The following is a 21,245-nucleotide window of genomic DNA, read 5'->3' on the forward strand; positions in this document are numbered from 1 at the left end:
CGCACGTATTCCTTCCGCCGATCAATGAGCCGCCGGCCAGCGCGGCATGCCTTGCAACCAGGACGCAAGCCAGCCGGCGCGCGCCGCGTGCGCCTCGGCGCAGAGCCGGTCGGCCAGCGCCTGCACGCCCCGCACATAGATGTCGCGCTCGGCCTCTTCATGCAGCAGGCGGCCCTGGTTCGTGCACGTCATCAGCGCCAGCGTCCGTTCGGGCAGCGTGCCCACCAGCGCCAGCCCGAAGCGTTCGGCGATCTGCTGCGCCGTCATGCCGTAGCGCTCGTCGTAGCGATTCACCACCAGCCCCAGCCTGGCGCGTTCCACGTGCAGGCGTTCGAGGTCCTGCAGCAGTCCGGCCAGCGAAACCAGCGCGCCCACGCTCTGATCCGTGACCAGCCAGACGTACTGGGACACGCGCGCCAGCGCGGCGATGAACTTGGCATTGGAAAAGCCGCCCGCATCGGTGAGCACCGCGCCGCAATGCTGCCGCAGGCGCTCGAAGACCAGCAGCGAGTCCGCCAGGGATACTTCGCGCATCTGTTCCACGTCGCGCGGCAGCGCAAGCACGCTCAGTCCGCTGGCGGAACGCGGCAGCACCGAACCCAGCAGCGTGGCGTCGAGGCGCTTCAGGTTGCGGGCCGCCTCGGCGAAATGGAAATCGCCCTTGATGTTCAGATAGAGCTGGCAGTCGCCCACCGGCCACCCGAGATCGGCCACCGCCACCCGGGCGGCCAGGGGCAGGCCCTCGCCCGGCTCCGCCGCCTTGCCCGCGCGGGCGCCGGCATGCGCGCCGTGCGCCTGCTGCAGGCGACCCTGCACGATGCCGGCCAGGTGCACGGCAAGCGTGCTGGTGCCCACGCCGGGCCGCGCGCCCAGCAGCAGTAGGCTGCGCCCGGCCTGGCCCGCGTCGTTGCCGCGAGGCGCGGCCATCAGGCGGCGCGCCACCTGCCGGGTTTCTTCCGGCGCCGCGGCGGGATCGACGAAATCGCTGACGCCCGCGCGCAGCGCGGCGACCGCGCCCTCCGGCTGGCTCAGGCGGCCCACCGCGACGCGCGCCACCTCGGGCGCGGCCTGGGCCAGCAGGCGCACCAGATCCGCGGCCGCCGCCAGCTTGCCGGGCTCGTCGGCGCTGGGCGTGAAATCCACGAACACCAGGGACGGCGAAATCTCCGCCACGCGCCGCGCCAGCTCCTGCGGCGCGGGCGTCTCCTGCATCAGCAGGCCTTCTTCGCCCAGCGCCTGCGCCAGTTGCGCCGCGACGGCATTGTCTTCGGAACAGAACAGGAAGCGTCTGGCGCCGCGCAGGCCCGCCCATTCGGATGCGTGTGTCTTCATGGCGCTCACCGCGAAAATCCCGGCATCTGCTGGCCGCTGGCCGGCCCCATCAGGTAGTACCCCCATGCGTTGAAGGCCGTGTCGGTCTTTTCCTGCCGCCCGCCCGGCAAGGGCAGCGCCACGCCTCGCGCGATCGGTCGCACCAGCCTGGGAGTCACCACGATGACCAGTTCCGTGTCCTCCTGCGAATAGTCCACGCTGCGAAAGAACGCGCCGATGATGGGAAGGTCGCCCAGCATCGGCACCTTGTTGACCAGCGCGCGCGTCTGGCGCGACACCAGGCCGCTGATGACGAAGCTCTCGCCGTCGCCCAGCTCGACGGTGGTGTCTGCGCGCCGCGTGCGCAGCGCCGGAATGATGGTGGAAGAATCGTAGCCGCTATTGATGACGACGCCGTTGGCGTAGTCCAGCTCGCTGGCCTCCGGCGCGACCTTCAGCGCGATGCGCTGCGGCGACAGCACGGTGGGCGTGACCGTCAGCCCGATGCCGAAAGGCTTGAAGGCGACGGTGACCGTGCCCAGTCCGCCCGACTCCGGAATCGGCAGCTCGCCGCCGGCCAGAAAGCTGGCGCTCTGCCCGGTCAGCGCGACCAGCGTGGGTTCGGCCAGCACCCGCGCCATGCCATTGCTTTGCAGCAGCCGCAGCCGGGCGCTGAAATCGTTGGAGTCGTAGAACAGGGAAAAACCGGATGCCAGGCTGGCGGCCCTGCTGAAACCCAGCGGCGCCGCGAACCCGTCAGGCGTGGTCGAGCTCGTGCCGCCCCAGGGGCCATGGCCGCCCGAGAGGCTGATGCCGGCCTGCTTGAGCACCGAACGCGACACCTCCACCACCTTCACCTCGACCTGCACCACGCCGCCGCTGCCTGCGGTGGAAACGTCGACCACGTTCTTGGCGCCTCCCGCGGCGGCGGCGGCCGCCGCCGCCGCCGCCCGGTGCGCCAGCGGCGTGTCGGCATGCCCGGAAACCAGCGCGGCGCCATCGGCCACGTCCACTTGCGCGCCGCCCGCCACGCCGCGGCTGGCCAGCGCGCCCTGCATCGCGCCGATGACGCGCACGGTCCAGACCTGCGGCGTTCCGCCCTTGCCGCTCCAGACGCGCAACTGGGTCAGGCCCGGCTTCTTGCCGAAGATCAGCACGGCTGGCGCGCCGCTGGCGCCCGCCAGCACCTTCACGTCGGCCACGTCGGGATCGCCGATGCCGATGCGCGACGGCGCGCCGGACAGCGGCAGCGTCTGCTGGGACCGGGCCGGCAGGACGATCTCCGCCGGCGTGGCGGTGGCCGGCATCCCGGTGGCCGGCACCCCGGTGGCCGGCGCGCCGGCGGGCTGGGCCCTCGGAGCCCCTGCACAGGCCGCCGCGAGGATCATCCCGACAACGACACGGATTGAAATGGACGGCTTGTTCATCATCTGTTCTGGACACCGGAAAATCGCAGGAAGGCGGGCCGCGCAGGCGGCGCCGGTCAGTAGCGCACGCGTTCGGATTGCCCTCCACGCAGGATTTCGACACTGCGCCCAGACCTCGCCGTGGCGGCCGCGGCGGGCCGCGGCGCGTCGGCGGCGCCATCGAGCTGAGCCAGGCTGTCGCCGGCGTAGGCGCGGTTGAGGCCGTCGCCCAGCGCGGCGCGCTGGGCGGGCGACAGATCGGGTCGGCCCGGCAGCACGGGCTGGCGCGCCGCGAACAGCGTCACGTCAGGCTGGCCGTCGTCTCCCGCCGGCCGCAGCGCCAGCCGCAGCCGCCCCGAGCGGGAAGCCAGCAGCAGACTGTTCACGTCGGCGACCGGCATGGCCAGCACCGCCGTGCGCGGCACGGGCGCAGCGCCGCCCTTGGCCGGAACGCCGGGATCGGGCCGCCCCAGGGCGGCATCTCCGTATGCCAGCACGCGCACGCCGGCCTGCAGCAGGCGCGCCTGCGTTCCCTTCACCTCGGCGCCCTTGTCCAGTTCGAAAAACACGTCCACGGTGTCGCCCGGCGCGACGCGGTTGCCGACGCCGGCAACCTCGTCCACCGCCACCGCCACGGCGCGCTCGCCGTTCTTGAGCTGGCGCGACAGGCCGCGCGCCAGCATCGAAGGCAGCAGGGGCTCGCCCTCGCCGATATCCACACGCGCCACCTCGCCCTCCAGCGCGCCGGCTTTTCCGAAAGCTCCCTGAGGCACGGCCGGCCAATGCGCCAGCGTCAGTTGCGCCGCCTCCAGGCGCGAACCCGCCGGGATCGGCCGGGCCGCCACGATGACCGGATGCAGCGCGCCCGCCGCCTCGGGCGCCGGCGGCGGCGCCTGCTCAGGCAGGGCGGCCGCGGGAACCGTCTCGGGCCGCACGGACAGCAAATGCCAGGCTGCGCCGGCCAGGCCCAGGCCCGCAATCAGCAACAACACCGCGATGATCTTGCTCAGGCTGCTCATGGTGTTCCTTGAGACACTTGCACCACCGCCCGGGCGCCCATGCGCTCGGGAATCCAGTTGCCCCCGCCGGGCAGCATGGACAGGAATCCCTGCGCCGTGGCCAGCAGCGGCCACTGCCGCACGCTGTAGCTCAGCGCCACGGTGGCGCAATCGGCGGCCTGTCCGCCGGACCCGGCCCATGCGCAGGGCGCGCGCGTAACGCGGCAGTCCACCGAGGTGTCGGCCCCGAACACCGCCAGCGCCGCGCCGCAGGTGCGCGCCGCCGCGTCCGGAGCCTCGTCGAGCTGCGCCTGCACCGCGGCGCGCGCGCCTTCGGAGGCGGCCGCGGCCAACTGCTGCTGGAGCCAGAAGATCAGCCCCAGCCCGATGATCGCGAACAGGAACATGAAGAGCGCCATCAGCACCAGCGAGAATTCGAGCGCGGCCACGCCGCGCTGCCTGGCGCGAAGCGCCGGAATGGGCCGGGGAAGAGCGGCGGCGCCCATCTCACTGCACCCCATCCATCGCGCCGCCGAGCCGCACCAGGGCGCGCGCGCGCAGCACCAGGGAATCCGGAACCAGCGCCTGCCCCAGCAAGGGCAACACGGGTATCAGCGGATGCGCGCCGTAGGCATACGACACCGTGACTTCGGCCTGGTCCTGTTCCAGCGCATGGCCGCTGCAGGCGCCGCCGCCGCTGGCCTGGAGCAGTCCGCCGCTGCCGCACACGGCGACGGCCACCGGCGCCGCGGACAGGGTGGCGATCCAGGCCGACAGATCGAGCGCCGCGTCGCGCGCCGCCTGGGCGCGCGCGTCCAGCGCGTCCAGCGATGAGGCCCCCTCCTGCCATTGCAGCATCCGGCGCGCGCCATCCTGCGCCGCCAGGTTGACGGCGTGCTGCGCGGCGAAGACGAAGCCATAGGTCAGGATCCCGTAGAGCACCACGAAGAACACCACGAATACCAGGCCGAATTCGAGGGAATACACGCCGCGCTGAGCGCGGCCGCTCCCAGATAGGCCGCGTAGGGAATCTGCGCCGAACGGGGCGCCGCGCGCACGGCGGGCACCGTGCGCCAGGCCAGCGAGTGCAGCCCGGCCAGCAGGCTCGCGAACAGCAGCGTCAGCGCCAGCGGCGCCAGTCCGAGCGCCAGGCCGATGACGGCCATGGCCTTGATGTCGCCCGCCCCCATCAGCCGGCGGCGCCAGAGCGGCAGAAAGGCGGCGGGAAACAGCGCGCCGGCAGCGGCCTGCGCCCAGCCGGGCCACGATGGCGGATACGCCCAGCCCTGAACCAGCAGGGCCGCCAGCAGCCACAGCGCCTGCGCGCACAGACCGGCCGCCACCCATACGTTCGGCACGCGCCGCCGCCATAGATCGCAGCCGATCAGCACGCCATTCCAAACCGCGAACATTGCCCACCACAATACTTCCCCTGGACGCAAGCTGTCCCCTTTCGCTTTCGATGCGCACCGCTGCTGGCGCAGGCGGTCGCCGCAGCATTACGGTTCGAACGATTCGAGCTTGGTCTTGATGGTCGTGAACAGCGATTCCAGGCCGTCGGTGAGATAACCGATGGCCACGACCAGGGCAACCGCGATGAGGCCGGCGATCATGCCGTATTCGAGCGCGGTAATGCCGTCCTCGTCTTTCCAGAACTGAACAAATCTGCCTTTCATAGCGAACTCCGTCGGTTTCGATTGATCTGGGATGGACGGAACAGAACCGTCCTGCTCCCGCTACAGCCTCGATCCGGCCTGGCAAGCCGGATCGGGAACGGGATGGGTTGCGCCCGGCGGCTGGACGGCCGGGTCGGTATTCAGATCGATACGCTGCGCGAATCTCTTTCGAAAACGTCCGGACGCGCGCGCCATGCGCAAGCGCATGGCGGAAACCGCGGCCGCCGGCGCCGCGGGAAAGACCATGGCAGACAAGGCGGCGCGAAGGCCCGCAACCGGAAACGAGAGCATCCCCAGCCCTTCATGAAACGCGAGAGGCGCGGCATCGCCCGGATTCATGTCTGCTCCTTGCTCGGGTTGCCCCATCCTGCTGATGCAATGGCCCGACACCCGCTTCGGGCCGGTTTCGCCAGGTTCCGGCACATTATTTCAAATGTAATTGGATACTTTTTTATAGTCTCAACTACTACGAATTAATACACATCAGGGTTTATACGGATAAAGACCATGAGTACGCTTCATTATGTAACGCATATCGATTGATCTGCGAAGAATTGCAAATAGGGCGGCATGATGGGGTATGTTGTCTTGGTTTTTGCAGCAATGAATAATAAATTGATATATAAAATTATTTAAACGGATTATCGGAAACTTATTGTCATTTCCCTTTGGCGCGGCAATTATTACAATGTCAAACATATTCTTTCGTGCCGTCGCAGCGGCGGCCATGGTTCGGGCCGCCACTCCACTTCGACACGACTCGCCGCGCATGGACCGGATACCGCAGACACCACCGCATCCCGTATCGCACCGGCCCCGGAAAATCTCCGCCCGTTCCGCCGCGCTGCTTTCATTGGCGGCCATGCTGGCTCCGCAGGCTTGCGCGCTGGCCGACGGCCCGCTGCGCGGCAATCCCGTCGATGCGCTTCCGCAAATCGAACGCCCGCCGGCCGCCCAGCCGTCGCCGCCCCGCGTCCAGGTGCAGACGCCCGAACAGATTGCCTTGAAAGCCCGCCTGGCGCAGCGCATCGTCCCGCGCCACTTCGACGTCTCCGGCGCGCACGCCCTGCCGTTCAGCGAGATCTCCGCGCTGTTGGCGCCGCTGGCCGGAAAAGAGATCACGCTGGGCGAGCTCGTGCAGCAGGTGGACCGCATCACCCAGCGCTACCGCGACGCCGGCTATCCGTTGTCCTTCGCGCTGGTGCAGAACCAAAGCTTCGCCGACGGGCTGGTGGTGGTGACCGTGGTGGAAGGCTATGTGTCGGACGTGCGCATCGACGGCGATATCGGCAACGCCCGGGACCGCCTGGAGGCGCTGGCCGGCCCTCTGAAAGCCGAGCGCCCGCTGACCCAGGCCACCCTGGAGCGCGTGCTCAACCTGATGCGCACCGTGCCGGGCGTCAAGTTCACGCCTGCGCTCGACCTGCCGCGCCGCGCCGACGGCGCAACCGCGCTGGTGCTGGCGGCCACGCGGCGGCCCGTGGGCCTGACCGGCAGCGTGGCGGACCTGGGCACGGGCATGCAGCCCATTGTGAACATGGCCGCCAACAGCCTCACGCCGCTGGGAGAACAGGTCAAGCTGACCGCCGCCGTGCCGTTCAATCACGACGACGTCAAGTACGTGGCCGGCGAGATCAGGGTGCCGATCGGCAACGACGGTCTTGCGATGAAGCTCGACGGCTACCACTACGATGCGCGGCCCCGGGACGAAGCCATCGAGTCCCTGGGTTTCGAGCGCCGGGTGCGCAACGAGCGGGCCGGGGTGGCGGTGAGCTATCCCCTTCTGCTGAACAACACGCGCTCGCTGACCGGCACCCTGGGCGTCTACGCCACCAATTCACGCGACCGCTACGACGCGCGCAACAGCGATCTCTGGCTGCGCCAGGACGCCCGCGTGCGGGCGGCCAATGCCGAGCTGCGGTATGTCCAGGTGTCGCCCACGGCGTCTTCCGACGTCACGCTGGGCGTCTCCAAGGGCTTCGACACGGCCGGCGCGCGCAAACGCATCGACAGCAACTACGGCTACGCGGCCACCCCCGAGCTCGACCTGGATTTCACGCGCGTGAACCTGAACGCGCGGCTGGCCCACACCCTGCCCGCGGGGCTGGGACTGGTGCTGTCCGCCTCGGGCCAGTATTCCAGCAACGTGCTTCCCTCCTCCGAGCAGATCTCGTTCGGCAACACGCGCTTCGCGATGGGCTACCCGCAAGGCGAGCAAAGCGGCGACAAGGGCGTGGGCCTGTCGGCGGAAATCAATCGCCGCATCCCGCTGGGCTGGGCTTACCTGTCCAGCGTGCAGCCCTATGCGCTCGTCGATTACGCGCGCACCTGGTACAACAACGACGCGCTGCAGGAGGCCAACCAGCGCCACCTGTCGTCCGTGGCCATGGGCCTGCGGCTCACCGACGACAAGCGCTACCTGTTCGATTTCAACGTGGCCAAGCCGGTCGGCGCGCGGCCCGCCGGCGACGACCGGCGCGACTGGCGCTTCAACGCCAATTACTCGCTGTTCTACGACGCGTTCTAGGGCCGACACGCCCCGGCGCGCGGGCGGCGTTACGTAACGCCGCCGTAACGTTACGGGCCACATTGCCTGCCGAGGGCTCCCGCCGGCCCTGTTCGGCGCAAAAAAAACGGATTCGCAAATTTGCGAAAACCGCAGCAATTTCCCCATAAGCCGCTGATTTTCCGAATTTTTTCAAGCGCTCCCCGAAAGCGGCGGACAAAAAAGGCAGCATCCGAAAAGAATTGGCATGATTTATGCGTGGTGAGTCGTATCGGGACATTTCAGCGCCCGCTTTCCCAATGAGAGGAGCTCGCCATGCAATCCCCCCACGACACCCACCGCGTCCAGCGCATTCTCACCGCCTCCGTCCTGGCCGCCCTGCTCGCGAGCGCACTGGCCGCGTGCGGCAGCGGCGGCGGCCATCATTCGAGCGCCGCGCTCCCCGGTCTCGGCGGCGACAGCGGAACGGGCGGCGACAACGGCACGGGCGGCCCCGGCGGAAATGGCAACGGCAACGGCAACGGCAACGGCAACGGCAATGGCAACGGCGGCACGGACAATCCCGGCAACCCGACGGATCCGAACAACCCCGGCACCAACCCGACCACCACGGGCTTGCTCGAAACCACGCTCGGCAATACCGGCGCGGCGGTGGACAACGCGGTGCCGCTCAATCTGGACACCACGCTGGGCGAGCTGGGCAAGGCGCTGGACCCGACGGTGCAGCCTGTCGCCGATGCCGTCGTCGGCCTGACCCAGCAAGTCGGCGCCACGACGGGCCTGGGGCAGCCGGTGGACACGGCGGTGCAGCAGGTCGGCGGCGTGGTGAGCAACCTGGGAACGACGCTGGCCGGCACTGGCCTGCCCGGCGGACTGGGCAGCGGCCTCGGCGGCCTGGTGGACGGTCTGGGCAAGACCGTCGCCAGCACGGGCGGCCTGCTCAACGCCGATCCGGACAACCCGCAGCCCCTGACGGCGATCCTGGGCAACGCGACCCAGGCCGTGGGCACGCTCACCTCGAGCCTCTCCGGCGAGGGGGGCCTGCTCCAGCCCGTGTCGCAACTGGCGGGCGGGCTCACGGGCCAACTGCTCGGCGGCCCGGTGAACCCGATCCTGGAGCCGGCGCTGGGCAACACCGGGCAGGCGGTCGATAACGTGCTGCCGCTGGGCCTGCAAACCCCGCTGGCCGGCGTCGGCGCAGCGCTCGACAACACCGTCAGCCCGATCGCGGGCGCCGCCACCGGACTGACGCAGCAGGTGGGCGCCGTCACCACGCTCGGCGCGCCGGTGAACGGCCTGCTGACGACGCTGGGCGGCTCGGTGAGCAATCTGGGCGGCACGCTGCCTGGCGGCGATGCGGCGGGCCTGAACGGCGTGCTGCAAGGTCTGGGCGGCGCCATCGCCAGCGCGGGAGGACTGGTGCAGGCCACGCCCGGCAATGCCAATCCGCTTGGCAATACGCTGGCCAACGCCACAGGCGCCGTGGCCTCGCTGACGGGCGGACTGAACGGCATAGGCGGCGGCAACGGCCTGCTCAGCCCGCTGACCGGCGCCCTGGGCGCGACCGGCGTGGATACGTCAGCGGGCGCCGCCGGCCTGCTGGCCCCGCTGACCGGCGCCGTCTCCAGCGTGACCGCCGCGGTGGCCTCGGTGGGCGGCAACGCCGGCAATGGCGGCCTGCTCGCGCCGGTGACCGGACTGGTGGGCGGCCTGACGGGCGGGGCGACGGGCAACGGCGGCGGTCTGCTGGCGCCGGTGACCGGCGTGGCGGGCGGGTTGACCGGCACGGCCAGCGGCGGCGGCGCGGGCGGCCTGCTGGCGCCCGTGACCGGCGTGGTGAGCGGCCTCACGGGGGCGGTGGGAGGCGTGTCGGCGCAGGTCACCGCGGCCGATGCCTCGGCCAGCGTTTCCGCGACGGCGGGCGGCGCGGCTTCCGCCGGCGCGGGCGCGCAGCAGCAAGGGGGCCTGCTGGGCGGCATCCTGAACGGCGCGGCGTCGATCCTCGGGGGCGGGCAGGCCGGCGGCGGCCTGCTGGGCGGCGTGGTCGGCGGGCTGGCCACGCGCAAGTAATCACGATCACGCGACGCAGGAGATCCCGACCATGCTGCACCATGATTTCATCACCCACTACGCGCACGCCAGCGCGCCGCAGCGCCCCTACCCCGACACGCCGCGGCCCGAGACGCTGCACGACATCTCGCAGATGCTCGGACGGCAATTGGCGGCCTACAGCGCGGCGAGCCAGTCGGCCCTGGCCCAGACGCTGGGCCTGCCGCTGGCCCAGGTGAAGGCGCTCGAGCTCGTGGTGGAATTCAACGCGCTGCCCACCGGCCAGCTCGCCCACCTGCTGGGGATCAGCGCGGGGGGAGCGACCGCGCTGATCAACCGGCTGGAGGCGGCGGGCTTCGTGCGGCGCAGCCGCCACTCGCTGGACCGGCGCATCGTCGTGATCCAGCCCGTGGAGGAAAAATGCGCGCCGCTGCTCGAGCAGCGGGCATGGATCGCCACGGAAGTCGCCATGCTCGCGCGGCGCTTCGATGCGCGCGATGTGGAAGCCGTACACGCGTTTCTCGAGCAATGCGTGCGCGCGCTGCGGTACGAAACGCAGATCTGGCTGGAGACGGGCGTGGCCTGGCAGTCCTGAGCAGGCCGCCCGTCTCAGGACTGCCCGAAGGCCAGGCGCGGCACCGCCGCCAGGAGGCGCCGCGTCATGGCTTCGCGGGGCGAGGCCAGCACCTCGGCGCACGGGCCGATTTCGACGATGCGTCCGCCGTCCATGACGGCGATGCGGTCGGCCAGGTACTCGACCACGCCGAAGTTGTGGGTGATGAAGAGATAGGCGATGCCCAGGTCGCGCTGCAACTCGCGCAGCAGATCCAGGATCTGGGCCTGCACCGACACGTCCAGCGCCGAGGTGGGCTCGTCGCAGACCAGCACCTTGGGTTCGACCGCCAGCGCGCGCGCAATGGCGATGCGCTGGCGCTGCCCGCCCGAGAACTCGTGCGGATAACGCGACAGCGTGTTGGCGGGCAGCCCCACGCGGTCGACCAGGCGGGCGGCAAGCGCGGCCCGCCCGGCCGCCGACAGGCTGCGCCGCAGCGAGGCCAGCCCTTCGTCGAGGATCTCGCCCACGCGCATGCGCGGATCGAGCGAAGCGTACGGGTCCTGGAACACGATCTGGATGTCCTGGCGCAGGCGCAGCAGCTCGCGGCGGCCCGCCGTCAGCACATCCACGCCGCCGAGCAGGGCCCGGCCCCTCACGCGCGCGCCCTCGGCCAGCCTGAGCAGGGCCTTGCCGGTGGTGGTCTTGCCGCAGCCGGATTCTCCGAGCAGCGCCAGCGTCTCGCCCGCGTGCAGGCGGAACGACACGCCGTCCACGGCCTTGACCCAGGCCGCGACGCGGCGCAGCGGCCCTTTGCGCACGGGGTAATGCACTTTCAGATCCTGCACGTCGAGCATGACGGGGGCCTGCCCGTCCGCGGACGCGCCCTGCGCGCCCGACCCGCCGCGCGCCGCCTCCGCGCGGCGGCCTTCTTCGGTAAGCGGCGCGCCGCGCTTCTCGAAGGTGGGAATGGCCGCGAACAGCTGGCGCGCATAAGGGTGGCGAGGCGCGCGGAAGAATTCCTCGGCGCTGGCGCTTTCGACGATTTCCCCGCCGCGCATCAGCGCCACGTGATGGGCCACGTTCTTCACCACGGCCAGATCGTGGGTGATGAGCAGCACCGCCATGCCCAGTTCGCGCTGGATGTCGGCCAGCAGGTCCAGCACCTGCGCCTGCACGGTGACGTCGAGCGCGGTGGTGGGCTCGTCGGCGATGAGCAGCGCGGGCTCCGCGGCCAGGGCGATGGCGATCATGATGCGCTGCTTCTGGCCGCCCGAAAACTGGAAGGGGTAATCGTCGACGCGGCGCTCGGGCTCGGGAATGCCGACGCGGCGCAGCCAGTGCACGGCCCGCTCGCGCGCCGCGGCGCCGCGCAGCGGGGTGTGGGCCAGCAGGGTTTCGACGATCTGATCGCCCACCCGCATCACGGGATTCAGGCTGGTGGAGGGCTCCTGGAAAATGATGCCGATGCGCCCTCCGCGCACGCCGCGCATGGCGCTTTCGGGAAGCAGGTTGAGGTCCTGGCCTTCGAGGTCGATCTGGCCGCCCACGATGCGGCCCGCGTCGGGCAGCAGCCGCAGCAGCGCAAGCGCCGTCATGCTCTTGCCGCAGCCCGACTCGCCCACCAGCGCGAAGGTTTCCCGGCGCGAGATGGCGAGCTGCAGGCGCTTGACGGCATGGGTCATGCCGCTTTCGCCGGCGATGTCGACCTGCAGGTCCCGCACCCGCAGCAGGGAGGCGCCGGGGCCGCTCATGACGCGTCTCCCCGCTTGCCCGCGCCGGCGTCCGCCGCGAGCGCGGCTGTGCGGCCCGGCCCGGTCGGGCCCGGCGCGCGCGCCGGGCGGTAGCGCCGGGTACGCGGGTCGAAGGCGTCGCGCACCGCGTCGGCGAAGAGATTGGCCGCCAGCACCAGCGCCAGCATGAAGATGAAGGCCGTCATGAGATTCCACCAGATCATGGGGTCGCGGGACATTTCCAGGCGCGCGCCGTCGATCATGGAGCCGAAGGAGTTCATGCTGGGGTCCACGCCGATGCCCAGGTAGGAAAGCACGGCCTCGTAGAGCACCAGCCCCGAAAACTCCAGCACCACCGTGATGAGCACGATATGCGCCACGTTGGGCAGCAGGTGGCGCGTCATGATGCGCCAGTGCGATACGCCGAAGGCGCGCGCCGCCTGCACGTATTCGAGCTCGCGCAGCTTGAGCGTCTCGGCGCGCAGCAGGCGGCACAGTCCGGACCAGCCGGTCAGGCCGAGGATCATGCAGAGCAGGAAGAGGCGCAGGTCGGCGCGGGCGGCCGAGGTGTCGTAGAGCCCGGCGTGGTTGTCGATGTAGACCTGCATCATGAGCGCGCAGGCCGCCACCAGCAGCACGCCGGGAATGGAGGTGATGGTGGTGTACAGGTACTGGATGGCGTCGTCCACCTTGCCCTTGAAGTAGCCGGCCGCGATGCCGAACACGATGGCCGGGGGCAGCATGGCGATGGTGGTGAGGCTGCCGATGACGAGCGCCGTGCGGATGCTCTTGAGCGCCTGCCAGAGCACGTCGTTGCCGATGCGGTCGGTGCCCAGCGCGTGGTAGCCGCTGGACAGGCCGGCCAGCGCCCCGGCGGCGAGGCACAGCAAGGCGAAGGTGACGGCCATGGCGCGCCAGGGAATGTCGGACTCGCCGCGCAGCAGCGCCGCCCGCGCCTGCGGCGCGCCGGCGCGCCGCCTCAGGCAGGCATACAGGATCGCGGCGCCGGCGGCGGCCACGGCCAGGCCGCCCGCCAGCCCCGCGGCCAGGCGCCGCGCCAGGTCGGCGCCGCGGTCGCGGTCGGGATCGGCCAGATGCGCGCCCGCGCCCCGCAGCAGCGGGAAATCGCGCACGGGCTTGCCGTCGATGAGCATGGTTTCCTTGGTGAACTGGCGCACGGCCAGCGGCTCGGAGTAGGTTTTTTCGGGGCGGGTGAGCACGGTGCCGGACAGCAGCCCGTCGAGCACCGACGCGACCGAGGGCGCATAGGCCGGCGCTGCGTCGGCGGGCGCGCCGGGCGCCGGCGGAAGCAGCGGGCGGTAATGCACGGAATCGGCCAGCCCCACGATGGCGAACGCGGCCAGCACCACGGCCGAGCACATGGCGGGCGTGTCGCGCGCCACCCGGCCCCAGGTGGACCGCAAAGCGGGGCTGCGCGACACACGCCAGGCATACAGCAGCACGCCCAGCGCCATGAGCCAGAGCGCGACGTCGGTCCAGAGGAAAACGAACTTGGGCATGGCGGCTACTCGAATCGGACGCGGGGATCGGCCAGCGTGTAGGAGATGTCGGCCAGCACGAGCCCGACGATGTACAGCGCGGAACCGAGGAACACCATGGCCCGCACCACGGAGAAGTCCTGGGCGTTGATGGCGTCGATGGTGTAGCTGCCCAGCCCCGGAATGCCGAAAAAGGACTCCGAGATCAGGCTGCCCATGAAGAGCAGCGGCAAGGCCGCCACGGTGCTGGTGAGTATGGGCAGCATGGCGTTGCGCAGCACGTGGCGCAGCAGCACCACGCGCTCGGCCAGGCCCTTGGCGCGGGCGGTGCGCACGTAGTCCTTGCCGATTTCCTCCAGGAAGAGCGTGCGGTAGAAGCGCGCCTCCGGCCCCAGGCGCGACACGATGGCCACCAGCACCGGCAGCGCCAGGAACTTGGAGACGTCCCAGCCCCACTCGAAGCCGGAAAAGGGCACGAGCCGCAGCATCTTGGCGAAGAGCCACTGCCCCGCAATGATGTAGAACAGGCTGGAGATGGACAGCAGCACGACGCAGAGCACCACGCCCCAGAAATCCAGCCGCGTGGCGCGGAAGTACACCAGCCCCAGCGAGAACATCACGCTGACGAACAGCCCCAGCAGGAAGGTGGGCACGGCCAGGGCCAGGCTGGGCCCCATGCGGGTGCGGATCTCGCGGCCGATGTCGCGGCCGCCGTCGGACGTGCCGAATTCCAGCGCCAGCAGCGGCACGGAACGCTGGTAGAACACCGTGTCGGTCAGGCGGGCCGCGCCCTGGGCGCCGCTGTTGTAGAAGAGCGGCTTGTCGTAGCCGCGCTCGGCCTTCCATTTCTCGATGGCGTCCTGGCTGATCCGCTGGCCGCCGATGGACAGCCGCGCCATGTCGTCGGGCGTGTTGACGGCGAAGAACAGCACGAAGGTCAGCAGGTTGACGCCGATCAGGATCAGCATCCCGTACAGCAACCGGCGCAGAACGTAGCCGATCATGGCGCCTCCTCGCGCGCCGGCGCGGAAAAGGCCGTCTGGCGCTCGCGCCGGCGCAGCGCGGCGTACGAAGGCCACACCGCCGCGGCCAGCAGCAGCGCGAACAGGCCCAGCGGCCACCAGACGGGCCGGTTCCATTCGTCGATCTTGCGCTGGCGCAAGGGGGCGTCGATCTTCATGTATTGCAGGGTGTTGCGCACCATCTGGGTGGGCTTGGCGTTGCCCACCCATTGCTGGTAGGCGCCGCCCGACATGGGGAAATAGCCGAACATCCAGGGCGCGTCGCGCTGCACGATGGCGACCATGCGCGCAATGAGCCGTTCTTTCTCTGGGCCGTCGTCGAGGTACTTCATCTGTTCGAAGAGTCTGTCGAATTCGGGGTTCTGGTAGTTGGCCGCGTTTTCGCCCCCGGTCCTGGCCTTGGCGTTCGGCCCGTAGAGCAGGAACAGGAAGTTCTCGGCGTCGGGGTAGTCGGCGTTCCAGCCCCAGAAGAACAATTGCGCGGAGCCGCTGCGCATCTTGTCCTGGAAACGGTTGTAGTCGGTGGCGCGCACGTCGAGCTGCACGCCGAGCTTGGCCATCTGGCGGCGCATCCAGTCGAACTGCGGATTCGAGCCGCCGCCCACCATGGAATCGTAGTAGAGCACCAGCGGCGCGCCGGTCTTGGCGTTGCGGCCGTCGGGGTAGCCGGCCTCGGCCAGCAGCCGCCGCGCCACGTCGATGGACTTGCGCACCGGCTTGCCGTCCACCACGTCGTACACCACCGGGTTGATGCCCTCGGGGGGCTCGCGGTAGCCCAGCACCCCGGGCGGCACCGGCCCGTAAGCCACCGAAGCCTGGCTGTTTTCGAAGACCGCGACGTATTCCTCCCAATCGAAGGCGATGCTGATCGCCTGGCGCAGCTTGCGGTTCTTCTCGGCCTGTTCGGGCGTGTCGCCCTTGCCCACCACGGGGTCGAGCCAGTTGAAGCCCATGTACCAGTTCGCCGTCTCGATGGTGGTGGGCAGCTTGATGCCGTGCTCGCGGTACTGGCGCGCCTTGTCGGCGCTGTCGGCGGCGGCCACCAGCATGGCCACGCCGTATTCGCCGCGCTCGATCTGGGGCACGTCGTAGTAGCCCTGCATGAACTTGCCGGTGAGCGGGATGGCCTCTTTCTCGACGCTGAACACCGCGCGGTCGATGAAGGGCGTGGGCTTGCCGCAATCGGCCAGCAGGCCGGCCTCGCGGTCGCCGGGCTCGCCTTCGCAGGGATAGGGCTCGCCGTGATAGTTGGGATTGCGGGCGAGCACGTGGCGGCGGTTCTGCAGCGACTCCACCAGCATATAGGGGCCCGTGCCGACGGGCCAGGTATTGAGCGAGAGATCGTGGGCGGCCATGCCCGGCTGGCTGTAGAAGCGGTCGGCTTCCCAGGGCACGGGCGCGGTGAAGGTCATGGCGAGCCAGTACTTGAACTGGGGATACTTGCCCTTGACGCGGATGCGCAGCGTATGGGCGTCCAGCGCCTGCACGCCGGTGAAGCCGTCGGGTTCGCGCAGGTCCAGCCAGGGCGCGGCGCCCTCCGGGGCGTCGCGGCGCAGGGCCTGGTCGCGCTGGCGCAGGCGGTCGCCGTATTCTTTCATTCCCTCCACGTAGCTGGCCATGAGCGTGTAGATGGGAGACACCACGCGCGGGCTGGCCAGACGGCGGAAAGCGTAGACGTAGTCGTCGGCGGTGAGCTCGCGCGTGCCGGTTTCGGGAAAATCGGGAATGGCGTACCTGCCTTCGAGATCGGCCGGCGACAGCGGGTAATAGGCGTAGGAGCCGTCGGGCCTGCGCGCGAAGGCCGGGTGAGGCTGGAAACGGATGCCGGGGCGGATGCGGATGTCGTACACGCTGTGGGCGATCTGCTCGCCCGGCGCGTCGGCCGGCAGCGGCCTGCCCCGGGCGTCGAGGTAGACCGGCGGGTCGATGGCGGCAGCCGCGCGCGGCACGAGCTCGTAAGGCCGCTTCAGGTAGTGATACCCGTAGAGCGGCTCATAGATGTTGTAGGTGTAGGGCGTCTCGTCGCCGGAATAGGAACTGGCCGGGTCCAGGTACTTGGGCGAGCGCTTGACGAACGCGGAATAGAGCGTGTTGCCGGCCTCGGCGCCGGCGGGATAGGGGCTGTTGATGGGGCTGTGCAGGGTGTTTTCCGGGGAGCAGCCTGACAGCGCCAGCAGCAGCAACACGGCTGCCGCCCAGAGCCGCTTCGATACACGCATGCGTAATGCTTCCTTTCTGGTAGCGGTTTGAGAGCCCGCCGACTTCCGCGGTGTCGGACGCCGAGTGAGAGCATATCGCAATCGACGCCGGCGCGGCACCGGCGCGCCGCCCTATTGCGCGGCGTCGCACTGCCGCTGCCGCCAGCAGTCGTAGCGCCACTTCCAGGGCTGGACCGCGCGTTTCTGGGCCCACAGCCCCCTGCCCTCCCTCTGCGCGGCCTTCTGCAGTCCGGGCATGGCGGGATCGCGCAGGTAGGCGCCCTGGCGGGCGGTATAGGCCCAGGCGTAGCCGGCCTCCACCTGGAGCCGGTTGGCGGAACGCCCGTCTTCGAGAATCAGGGCGCAGATGTCGCGCCCGTACTGGTCCTGCTCGTAGCACTGGGCGGTGAGCGTCTTGCCCGCCACCAGGCCGGCCAGGTGCTTGCGCGCGGCCTCGGCGTAGGGCTGGCCGGGCTGCTCCGCGCCATGCCCTTCCTCGGGCGCGTCGATACTGTCCATGCGTATGCGGCGCTGGCCGCCGGGCGCGCGCAGCGTGACGGTGTCGCCGTCGGCCACGTTGACGATGGGCCCCGTGAGGGTATAGCTGCCGGCGGGCACGCCGTCGGCGGGCGCCGCGTCCCGGCTGCCGGCCGGCGGAGCGGGCGCCCGCGGCTGCAGGTGGTTCACCAGGGCGCCGGCCGCCGCCAGGATGAGCGCCACGACCAGGGCGGTCAGCTTGCCGCCGTTGCGGAATGGGGGTTTGCCGCGCAAGATTGCCGGGCTCCTTCTCGTGTGGACAGGCTGGGGAAAACGGCTGGCAGTGTGCCACAGCCGCGTCCGGCGCGGCGCGGAAGCGGCCGTTTTTGCCGCGCCGCCCGCCGGCGGCCCTAGAGCCAGCCCGACTTGCGGAAGCGCCAGTACAGGAAGGAGCAGGCCGCCGCGATGACGCCCAGCGTGACGGGATAGCCCCAGTGCGTCTTGAGTTCGGGCATGAACTCGAAGTTCATGCCGTAGATGCCCGCGATGGCGGTGGGCACGGCCAGGATGGCGGCCCAGGACGCGAGCTTGCGGGTGATGTCGTTCTGCGCCGACTGGCCGATCATGAGGCTGGCCTCGAAGGCGAAGGCCAGCGCCTCGCGCAGCGAATTGAACAGCTCGTCCACCCGCAGCACGCGGTCGGCCACCTCGCCGAAGTATGGGCGCGCGAGCTCGTCCACCGAAGACATTTCCACCCGCGCCAGGCGGCGGCAGATCTCGGCCAGCGGCGAGACCACGGTGTGCACGCGCAGCAGGTCGCGGCGCTGCCGGTAGAGCCTGCGGATATCGGCGTCCTTGGCGCCGCGGATCAGCAGCTTCTGCTCCGCGCCCTCGACCACCGCCTCGAACTTGCCCGCCGCCGCCACGTAGCGGTCGACCAGCCAGTCCAGCAGCTCGGAAGCCACGTAGTCGCTGCCGCGCTTGAGCAGGTCGGGCGAAGCCTCCAGGCGCTCGCGCAGCGGGCTGTGGCCCGCCGTGGCGCCGCGCCGCACGGTGACGAGAAAGCCGTCGCCGATGAGGAACTGGGTTTCGCCGAAAGCCGGGCGGTCGCCCTCGACCTCGACCGTGATGGCGACGATGAGCACCATATTGCCGTAGTCGATGATCTTGGGCCGCTTGTGCGGCTCCAGCATTTCTTCCTGGTTCTTGGTGCAGGCGCCGAGCTGGCTCGTCACCTGGGCGAGCAGCTCGGGGCGCGGGTTGCGCAGCCCGATCCAGAGCATGCCGTCGGGCTGCCGGATATGGGCGCCCACTTCGTCGATCGGCACTTCGCGGGCGCGGCGGCCATTGACGTAGGCGATGGACGCGACGACTTCGCCGCCCTGCCCGGCGGCTTCGCGTGCTTCGGTGGTTTCCTTGAGCATAGACGACCTCAGGCGTTCGGCCCCCGCCTGCGCAGCGTGGAATACCGACGATGATAGCCCAGGGCGCGGCCCGGATCAGGAAAACAGGTCGCGCACGCGGCGCGTGACGTCGATGCGCGGCGCCTGCGGCGCGACGCGCCCGCCCCGGCCGAACGGCAGCTCGGGCGGCTTGGGCAGGTGCTCGAAGAGGGGCAGCATGGCGTCCGTGATGAACCGGGTGCGCGAACCATACACGTGGCGGTCGCCCATGCCGGTCTGCTGGTGCACGTAGAACCGCTGCGGCACGATGAGCTGCAGCCGCTCGCGCGCGCGCGTCATGGCCACGTAGAGCAGGCGGCGCTCTTCCTCGATCTCCTCGGCCGAGCCGGTGCTCATGTCGGACGGGATGCAGCCGTCGACCACGTTGAGCACGTAGACGGCCTTCCACTCCTGGCCCTTGGCGGAGTGGATGGTGGACAGGATCAGGTAATCCTCGTCGCGCAGCGGCGCGCCCGATTCGTCGCTGGTGGCGTCGGGCGGGTCCAGCGTGAGTTCGGTCAGGAAGCGCTCGCGCGAAGGGTAGCCGGCGGCGATGCGCACGAGCTGGTCCAGGTCGGCCTTGCGCACCCGGGCATCCTCGTACAGGCGCTCGATGTGCGTGGCATACCAGCGCAGGGCCAGGTCCACATCGGCCGGCCAGCGCAGCGCCGGATCGCACAGGGCTTCGTAGGTGCGGGCGAAGGCCCGCCAGTCTTCCTGGGCGGCCGCGCCGGGCTTGAATTCGCGCAAGGTGCGCAAGGGCTCGGCCGAGGCCGCCATGGCGTCCATCAGCCTGCCGGCGGTGGCCGGTCCGACGCCCGGCAGCAGCTGCGCCGCACGGAAGCCCGCCATGCGGCCGCGCGGATTCTCGGCCCAGCGCAGCACCGACAGCAGATCCTTGACGTGCGCGGCCTCCAGAAAGCGCAGGCCGCCGAATTTCACGAACGGGATGTCGCGCCGGGTGAGTTCCAGCTCCAGCGCGGCGCTATGGCTGGCCGAGCGGAACAGCGCCGCCTGCGACTTGAGCGCCATGCCCGCCTCGCGCTGCGCCAGCACCTGGTCGGCCACCCAGCGCGCCTGGCCGGCCTCGTCGCTCACCGTCACCAGCTCCGGCCGCTGGCTGGAGGCCCGATCGGTCCAGAGGTTCTTGGCGTAGCGCTCGGCGGCCTGGCCGATGACCGCGTTGGAGGCATCGAGTATGGGCCGGGTGGATCGGTAGTTGCGCTCCAGCGTCACCACGCGGGCGGGCCGCGCGAACCGGGAGGGAAAATCCAGGATGTTGCGCACCGTGGCGGCGCGGAAGGAATAGATCGACTGCGCGTCGTCGCCCACCACCGTCAAGCCTCGCCCGTCGGGTTTCATGGCCAGCAGAATGGCGGCCTGCAGGCGGTTCGTGTCCTGGTATTCGTCCACCAGCACGTGGTCGAAGCGCGCGCCCACGTCGGCCGCGATCTCCGGATCGGACATCATTTCCGCCCAGTACAGCAGCAGGTCGTCGTAGTCGAGCGCCTGCTGGTCCTGCTTGGCGGCCACATAGGCGCGGAACAGGGACTTGAGCTCGTCTTCCCACTGCGCGCACCAGGGAAAGGCCGTGTTCAGCGCCTCGGCCACCGGCGCCTGGCTGTTGACCACCCGCGAATAGATCGCCAGGCAGGTGCCCTTGAGCGGAAAACGCGACTTGGCGGCCGACAGGCCCAACTCGTGGCGCACCATGCCCATCAGGTCTTCGGCGTCGCCGCGGTCGTGGATGGTGAAAGACGCCGACAGGCCGATGCGGCCGGCGCAATCGCGCAGCAGACGCGCCCCGATGCTGTGGAACGTGCCCGACCAGGGCAGCGAGGGCGGCTGCGCGCCCGGGCGCAGCCGCATGACGCGCGCCAGCACCCCGCCCACCCGGCGCTCCATCTCCTGCGCGGCGCGGCGCGAGAAGGTCAGCAGCAGCATGCGCTGCGGGTCGGCGCCGTTGAGGATGAGATGCGCCACCCGGTGCGCCAGCGTATTGGTCTTGCCGGAACCGGCTCCCGCGATGACCAGCAGCGGCCCGCTCTCCCCGATGCCGCCGTCCGCGCCATGCTCGACGGCCTCGCGCTGGGACGGATTGAGTTCGGCAAGAGGGTCAGCCGACCCGGGCCGGGAATCGGGGCGCCCGGCTGCGGGGCGCCCGGCTGCGGGGCGCCCGGCTGCGGGGCGCTCCTGCCGGACCAGCGCGGCATCGGAAGGCGGAAAATCGGTAGCGGACATGGGGCGGGCCGCGGGCGGCCGTCGATCGGAAAACAGGAAATCGGGAACCGGGGAACGGAAACCGGAAGGCCGGCCGCGGATTGCTCCGCGCCAGCCGGGAACTGTATATTTATACAGAATTTTCCGAATTTCGT

18 protein-coding genes are annotated in these 21,245 nt (G+C 70.1%); 3 read left to right on the plus strand and 15 right to left on the minus strand.

Annotation, left to right across the window (positions count from 1 at the left end):
* Nucleotides 1-21 precede the first annotated feature (21 nt).
* The 8 genes from NGJ44_RS13025 to NGJ44_RS13060 form a co-directional block, all read right to left on the minus strand.
* Nucleotides 22-1,341, minus strand: a complete 1,320-nt coding sequence (locus tag NGJ44_RS13025; protein WP_251864185.1) for a P-loop NTPase family protein — start codon at nt 1,339-1,341, stop codon at nt 22-24.
* A complete protein-coding gene (locus tag NGJ44_RS13030; RefSeq protein ID WP_502802129.1) occupies nt 1,338-2,699 on the minus strand; it encodes a type II and III secretion system protein family protein in 1,362 nt (453 codons plus the stop codon). The genes NGJ44_RS13025 and NGJ44_RS13030 overlap by 4 nt, the downstream gene beginning before the upstream one ends.
* Nucleotides 2,700-2,794: 95 nt before the next feature.
* Nucleotides 2,795-3,736, minus strand: a complete 942-nt coding sequence (gene cpaB, locus NGJ44_RS13035; protein WP_251864187.1) for a Flp pilus assembly protein CpaB — start codon at nt 3,734-3,736, stop codon at nt 2,795-2,797.
* Nucleotides 3,733-4,164, minus strand: coding sequence for a TadE family protein (locus NGJ44_RS13040; RefSeq protein ID WP_251864188.1), 432 nt, complete (start codon nt 4,162-4,164; stop codon nt 3,733-3,735). The genes cpaB and NGJ44_RS13040 overlap by 4 nt, the downstream gene beginning before the upstream one ends.
* Nucleotides 4,165-4,222: 58 nt before the next feature.
* Complete coding sequence (locus NGJ44_RS13045) at nt 4,223-4,672, minus strand: TadE/TadG family type IV pilus assembly protein (RefSeq protein WP_251864240.1); 450 nt, start codon at nt 4,670-4,672, stop codon at nt 4,223-4,225.
* Nucleotides 4,639-5,127 carry a prepilin peptidase gene (locus tag NGJ44_RS13050; protein WP_053244264.1) on the minus strand — a complete coding sequence of 163 codons (489 nt, stop codon included), beginning with the start codon at nt 5,125-5,127 and terminating at the stop codon, nt 4,639-4,641. Before NGJ44_RS13050 ends, NGJ44_RS13045 begins: the two co-directional genes overlap by 34 nt.
* 87 nt (nt 5,128-5,214) lie before the next feature.
* On the minus strand, nt 5,215-5,391 hold the full coding sequence (locus NGJ44_RS13055; protein WP_082308246.1) for a Flp family type IVb pilin: 177 nt from the start codon (nt 5,389-5,391) through the stop codon (nt 5,215-5,217).
* A gap of 60 nt (nt 5,392-5,451) precedes the next feature.
* Nucleotides 5,452-5,730 carry a hypothetical protein gene (locus tag NGJ44_RS13060; RefSeq protein ID WP_251864189.1) on the minus strand — a complete coding sequence of 93 codons (279 nt, stop codon included), beginning with the start codon at nt 5,728-5,730 and terminating at the stop codon, nt 5,452-5,454.
* A 523-nt stretch (nt 5,731-6,253) separates the two neighbouring features.
* Between NGJ44_RS13060 and NGJ44_RS13065 the strand changes: the two genes are divergently transcribed.
* The 3 genes from NGJ44_RS13065 (at nt 6,254) to NGJ44_RS13075 (ending at nt 10,541) form a co-directional block, all read left to right on the plus strand.
* Entirely contained in the window at nt 6,254-7,918 is a 1,665-nt protein-coding gene (locus NGJ44_RS13065; protein ID WP_251864190.1) for a ShlB/FhaC/HecB family hemolysin secretion/activation protein, read from the plus strand.
* A gap of 294 nt (nt 7,919-8,212) precedes the next feature.
* Nucleotides 8,213-9,967 carry a collagen-like triple helix repeat-containing protein gene (locus NGJ44_RS13070; RefSeq protein ID WP_251864191.1) on the plus strand — a complete coding sequence of 585 codons (1,755 nt, stop codon included), beginning with the start codon at nt 8,213-8,215 and terminating at the stop codon, nt 9,965-9,967.
* A gap of 31 nt (nt 9,968-9,998) precedes the next feature.
* Complete coding sequence (locus tag NGJ44_RS13075; RefSeq protein ID WP_251864192.1) at nt 9,999-10,541, plus strand: MarR family winged helix-turn-helix transcriptional regulator; 543 nt, start codon at nt 9,999-10,001, stop codon at nt 10,539-10,541.
* 14 nt (nt 10,542-10,555) lie between these two features.
* Here the strand turns inward: NGJ44_RS13075 and NGJ44_RS13080 are convergent, their stop codons facing one another.
* The 7 genes from NGJ44_RS13080 to NGJ44_RS13110 all read right to left on the minus strand — a co-directional run bounded on the left by NGJ44_RS13080 (nt 10,556) and on the right by NGJ44_RS13110 (nt 21,111).
* On the minus strand, nt 10,556-12,253 hold the full coding sequence (locus NGJ44_RS13080) for an ABC transporter ATP-binding protein (RefSeq protein ID WP_251864193.1): 1,698 nt from the start codon (nt 12,251-12,253) through the stop codon (nt 10,556-10,558).
* Nucleotides 12,250-13,752: an ABC transporter permease gene (locus NGJ44_RS13085; protein ID WP_251864194.1), complete on the minus strand. Its 1,503-nt coding sequence runs from the start codon at nt 13,750-13,752 to the stop codon at nt 12,250-12,252. The genes NGJ44_RS13080 and NGJ44_RS13085 overlap by 4 nt, the downstream gene beginning before the upstream one ends.
* Nucleotides 13,753-13,757: 5 nt before the next feature.
* Entirely contained in the window at nt 13,758-14,735 is a 978-nt protein-coding gene (locus NGJ44_RS13090) for an ABC transporter permease (protein WP_053245946.1), read from the minus strand.
* Nucleotides 14,732-16,972: an ABC transporter substrate-binding protein gene (locus NGJ44_RS13095; protein WP_251864195.1), complete on the minus strand. Its 2,241-nt coding sequence runs from the start codon at nt 16,970-16,972 to the stop codon at nt 14,732-14,734. Before NGJ44_RS13095 ends, NGJ44_RS13090 begins: the two co-directional genes overlap by 4 nt.
* 111 nt (nt 16,973-17,083) lie before the next feature.
* Entirely contained in the window at nt 17,084-17,722 is a 639-nt protein-coding gene (locus tag NGJ44_RS13100; RefSeq protein WP_251864196.1) for a thermonuclease family protein, read from the minus strand.
* Between the two features lie 116 nt (nt 17,723-17,838).
* Entirely contained in the window at nt 17,839-18,852 is a 1,014-nt protein-coding gene (locus NGJ44_RS13105) for a magnesium and cobalt transport protein CorA (RefSeq protein ID WP_053245947.1), read from the minus strand.
* Between the two features lie 75 nt (nt 18,853-18,927).
* Entirely contained in the window at nt 18,928-21,111 is a 2,184-nt protein-coding gene (locus NGJ44_RS13110; RefSeq protein WP_251864197.1) for an ATP-dependent helicase, read from the minus strand.
* Between the last annotated feature and the right edge of the window lie 134 nt (nt 21,112-21,245).

The sequence above is a fragment of the Achromobacter sp. Marseille-Q4962 genome, from assembly GCF_943737005.1.
Taxonomy (GTDB): domain Bacteria; phylum Pseudomonadota; class Gammaproteobacteria; order Burkholderiales; family Burkholderiaceae_B; genus Achromobacter.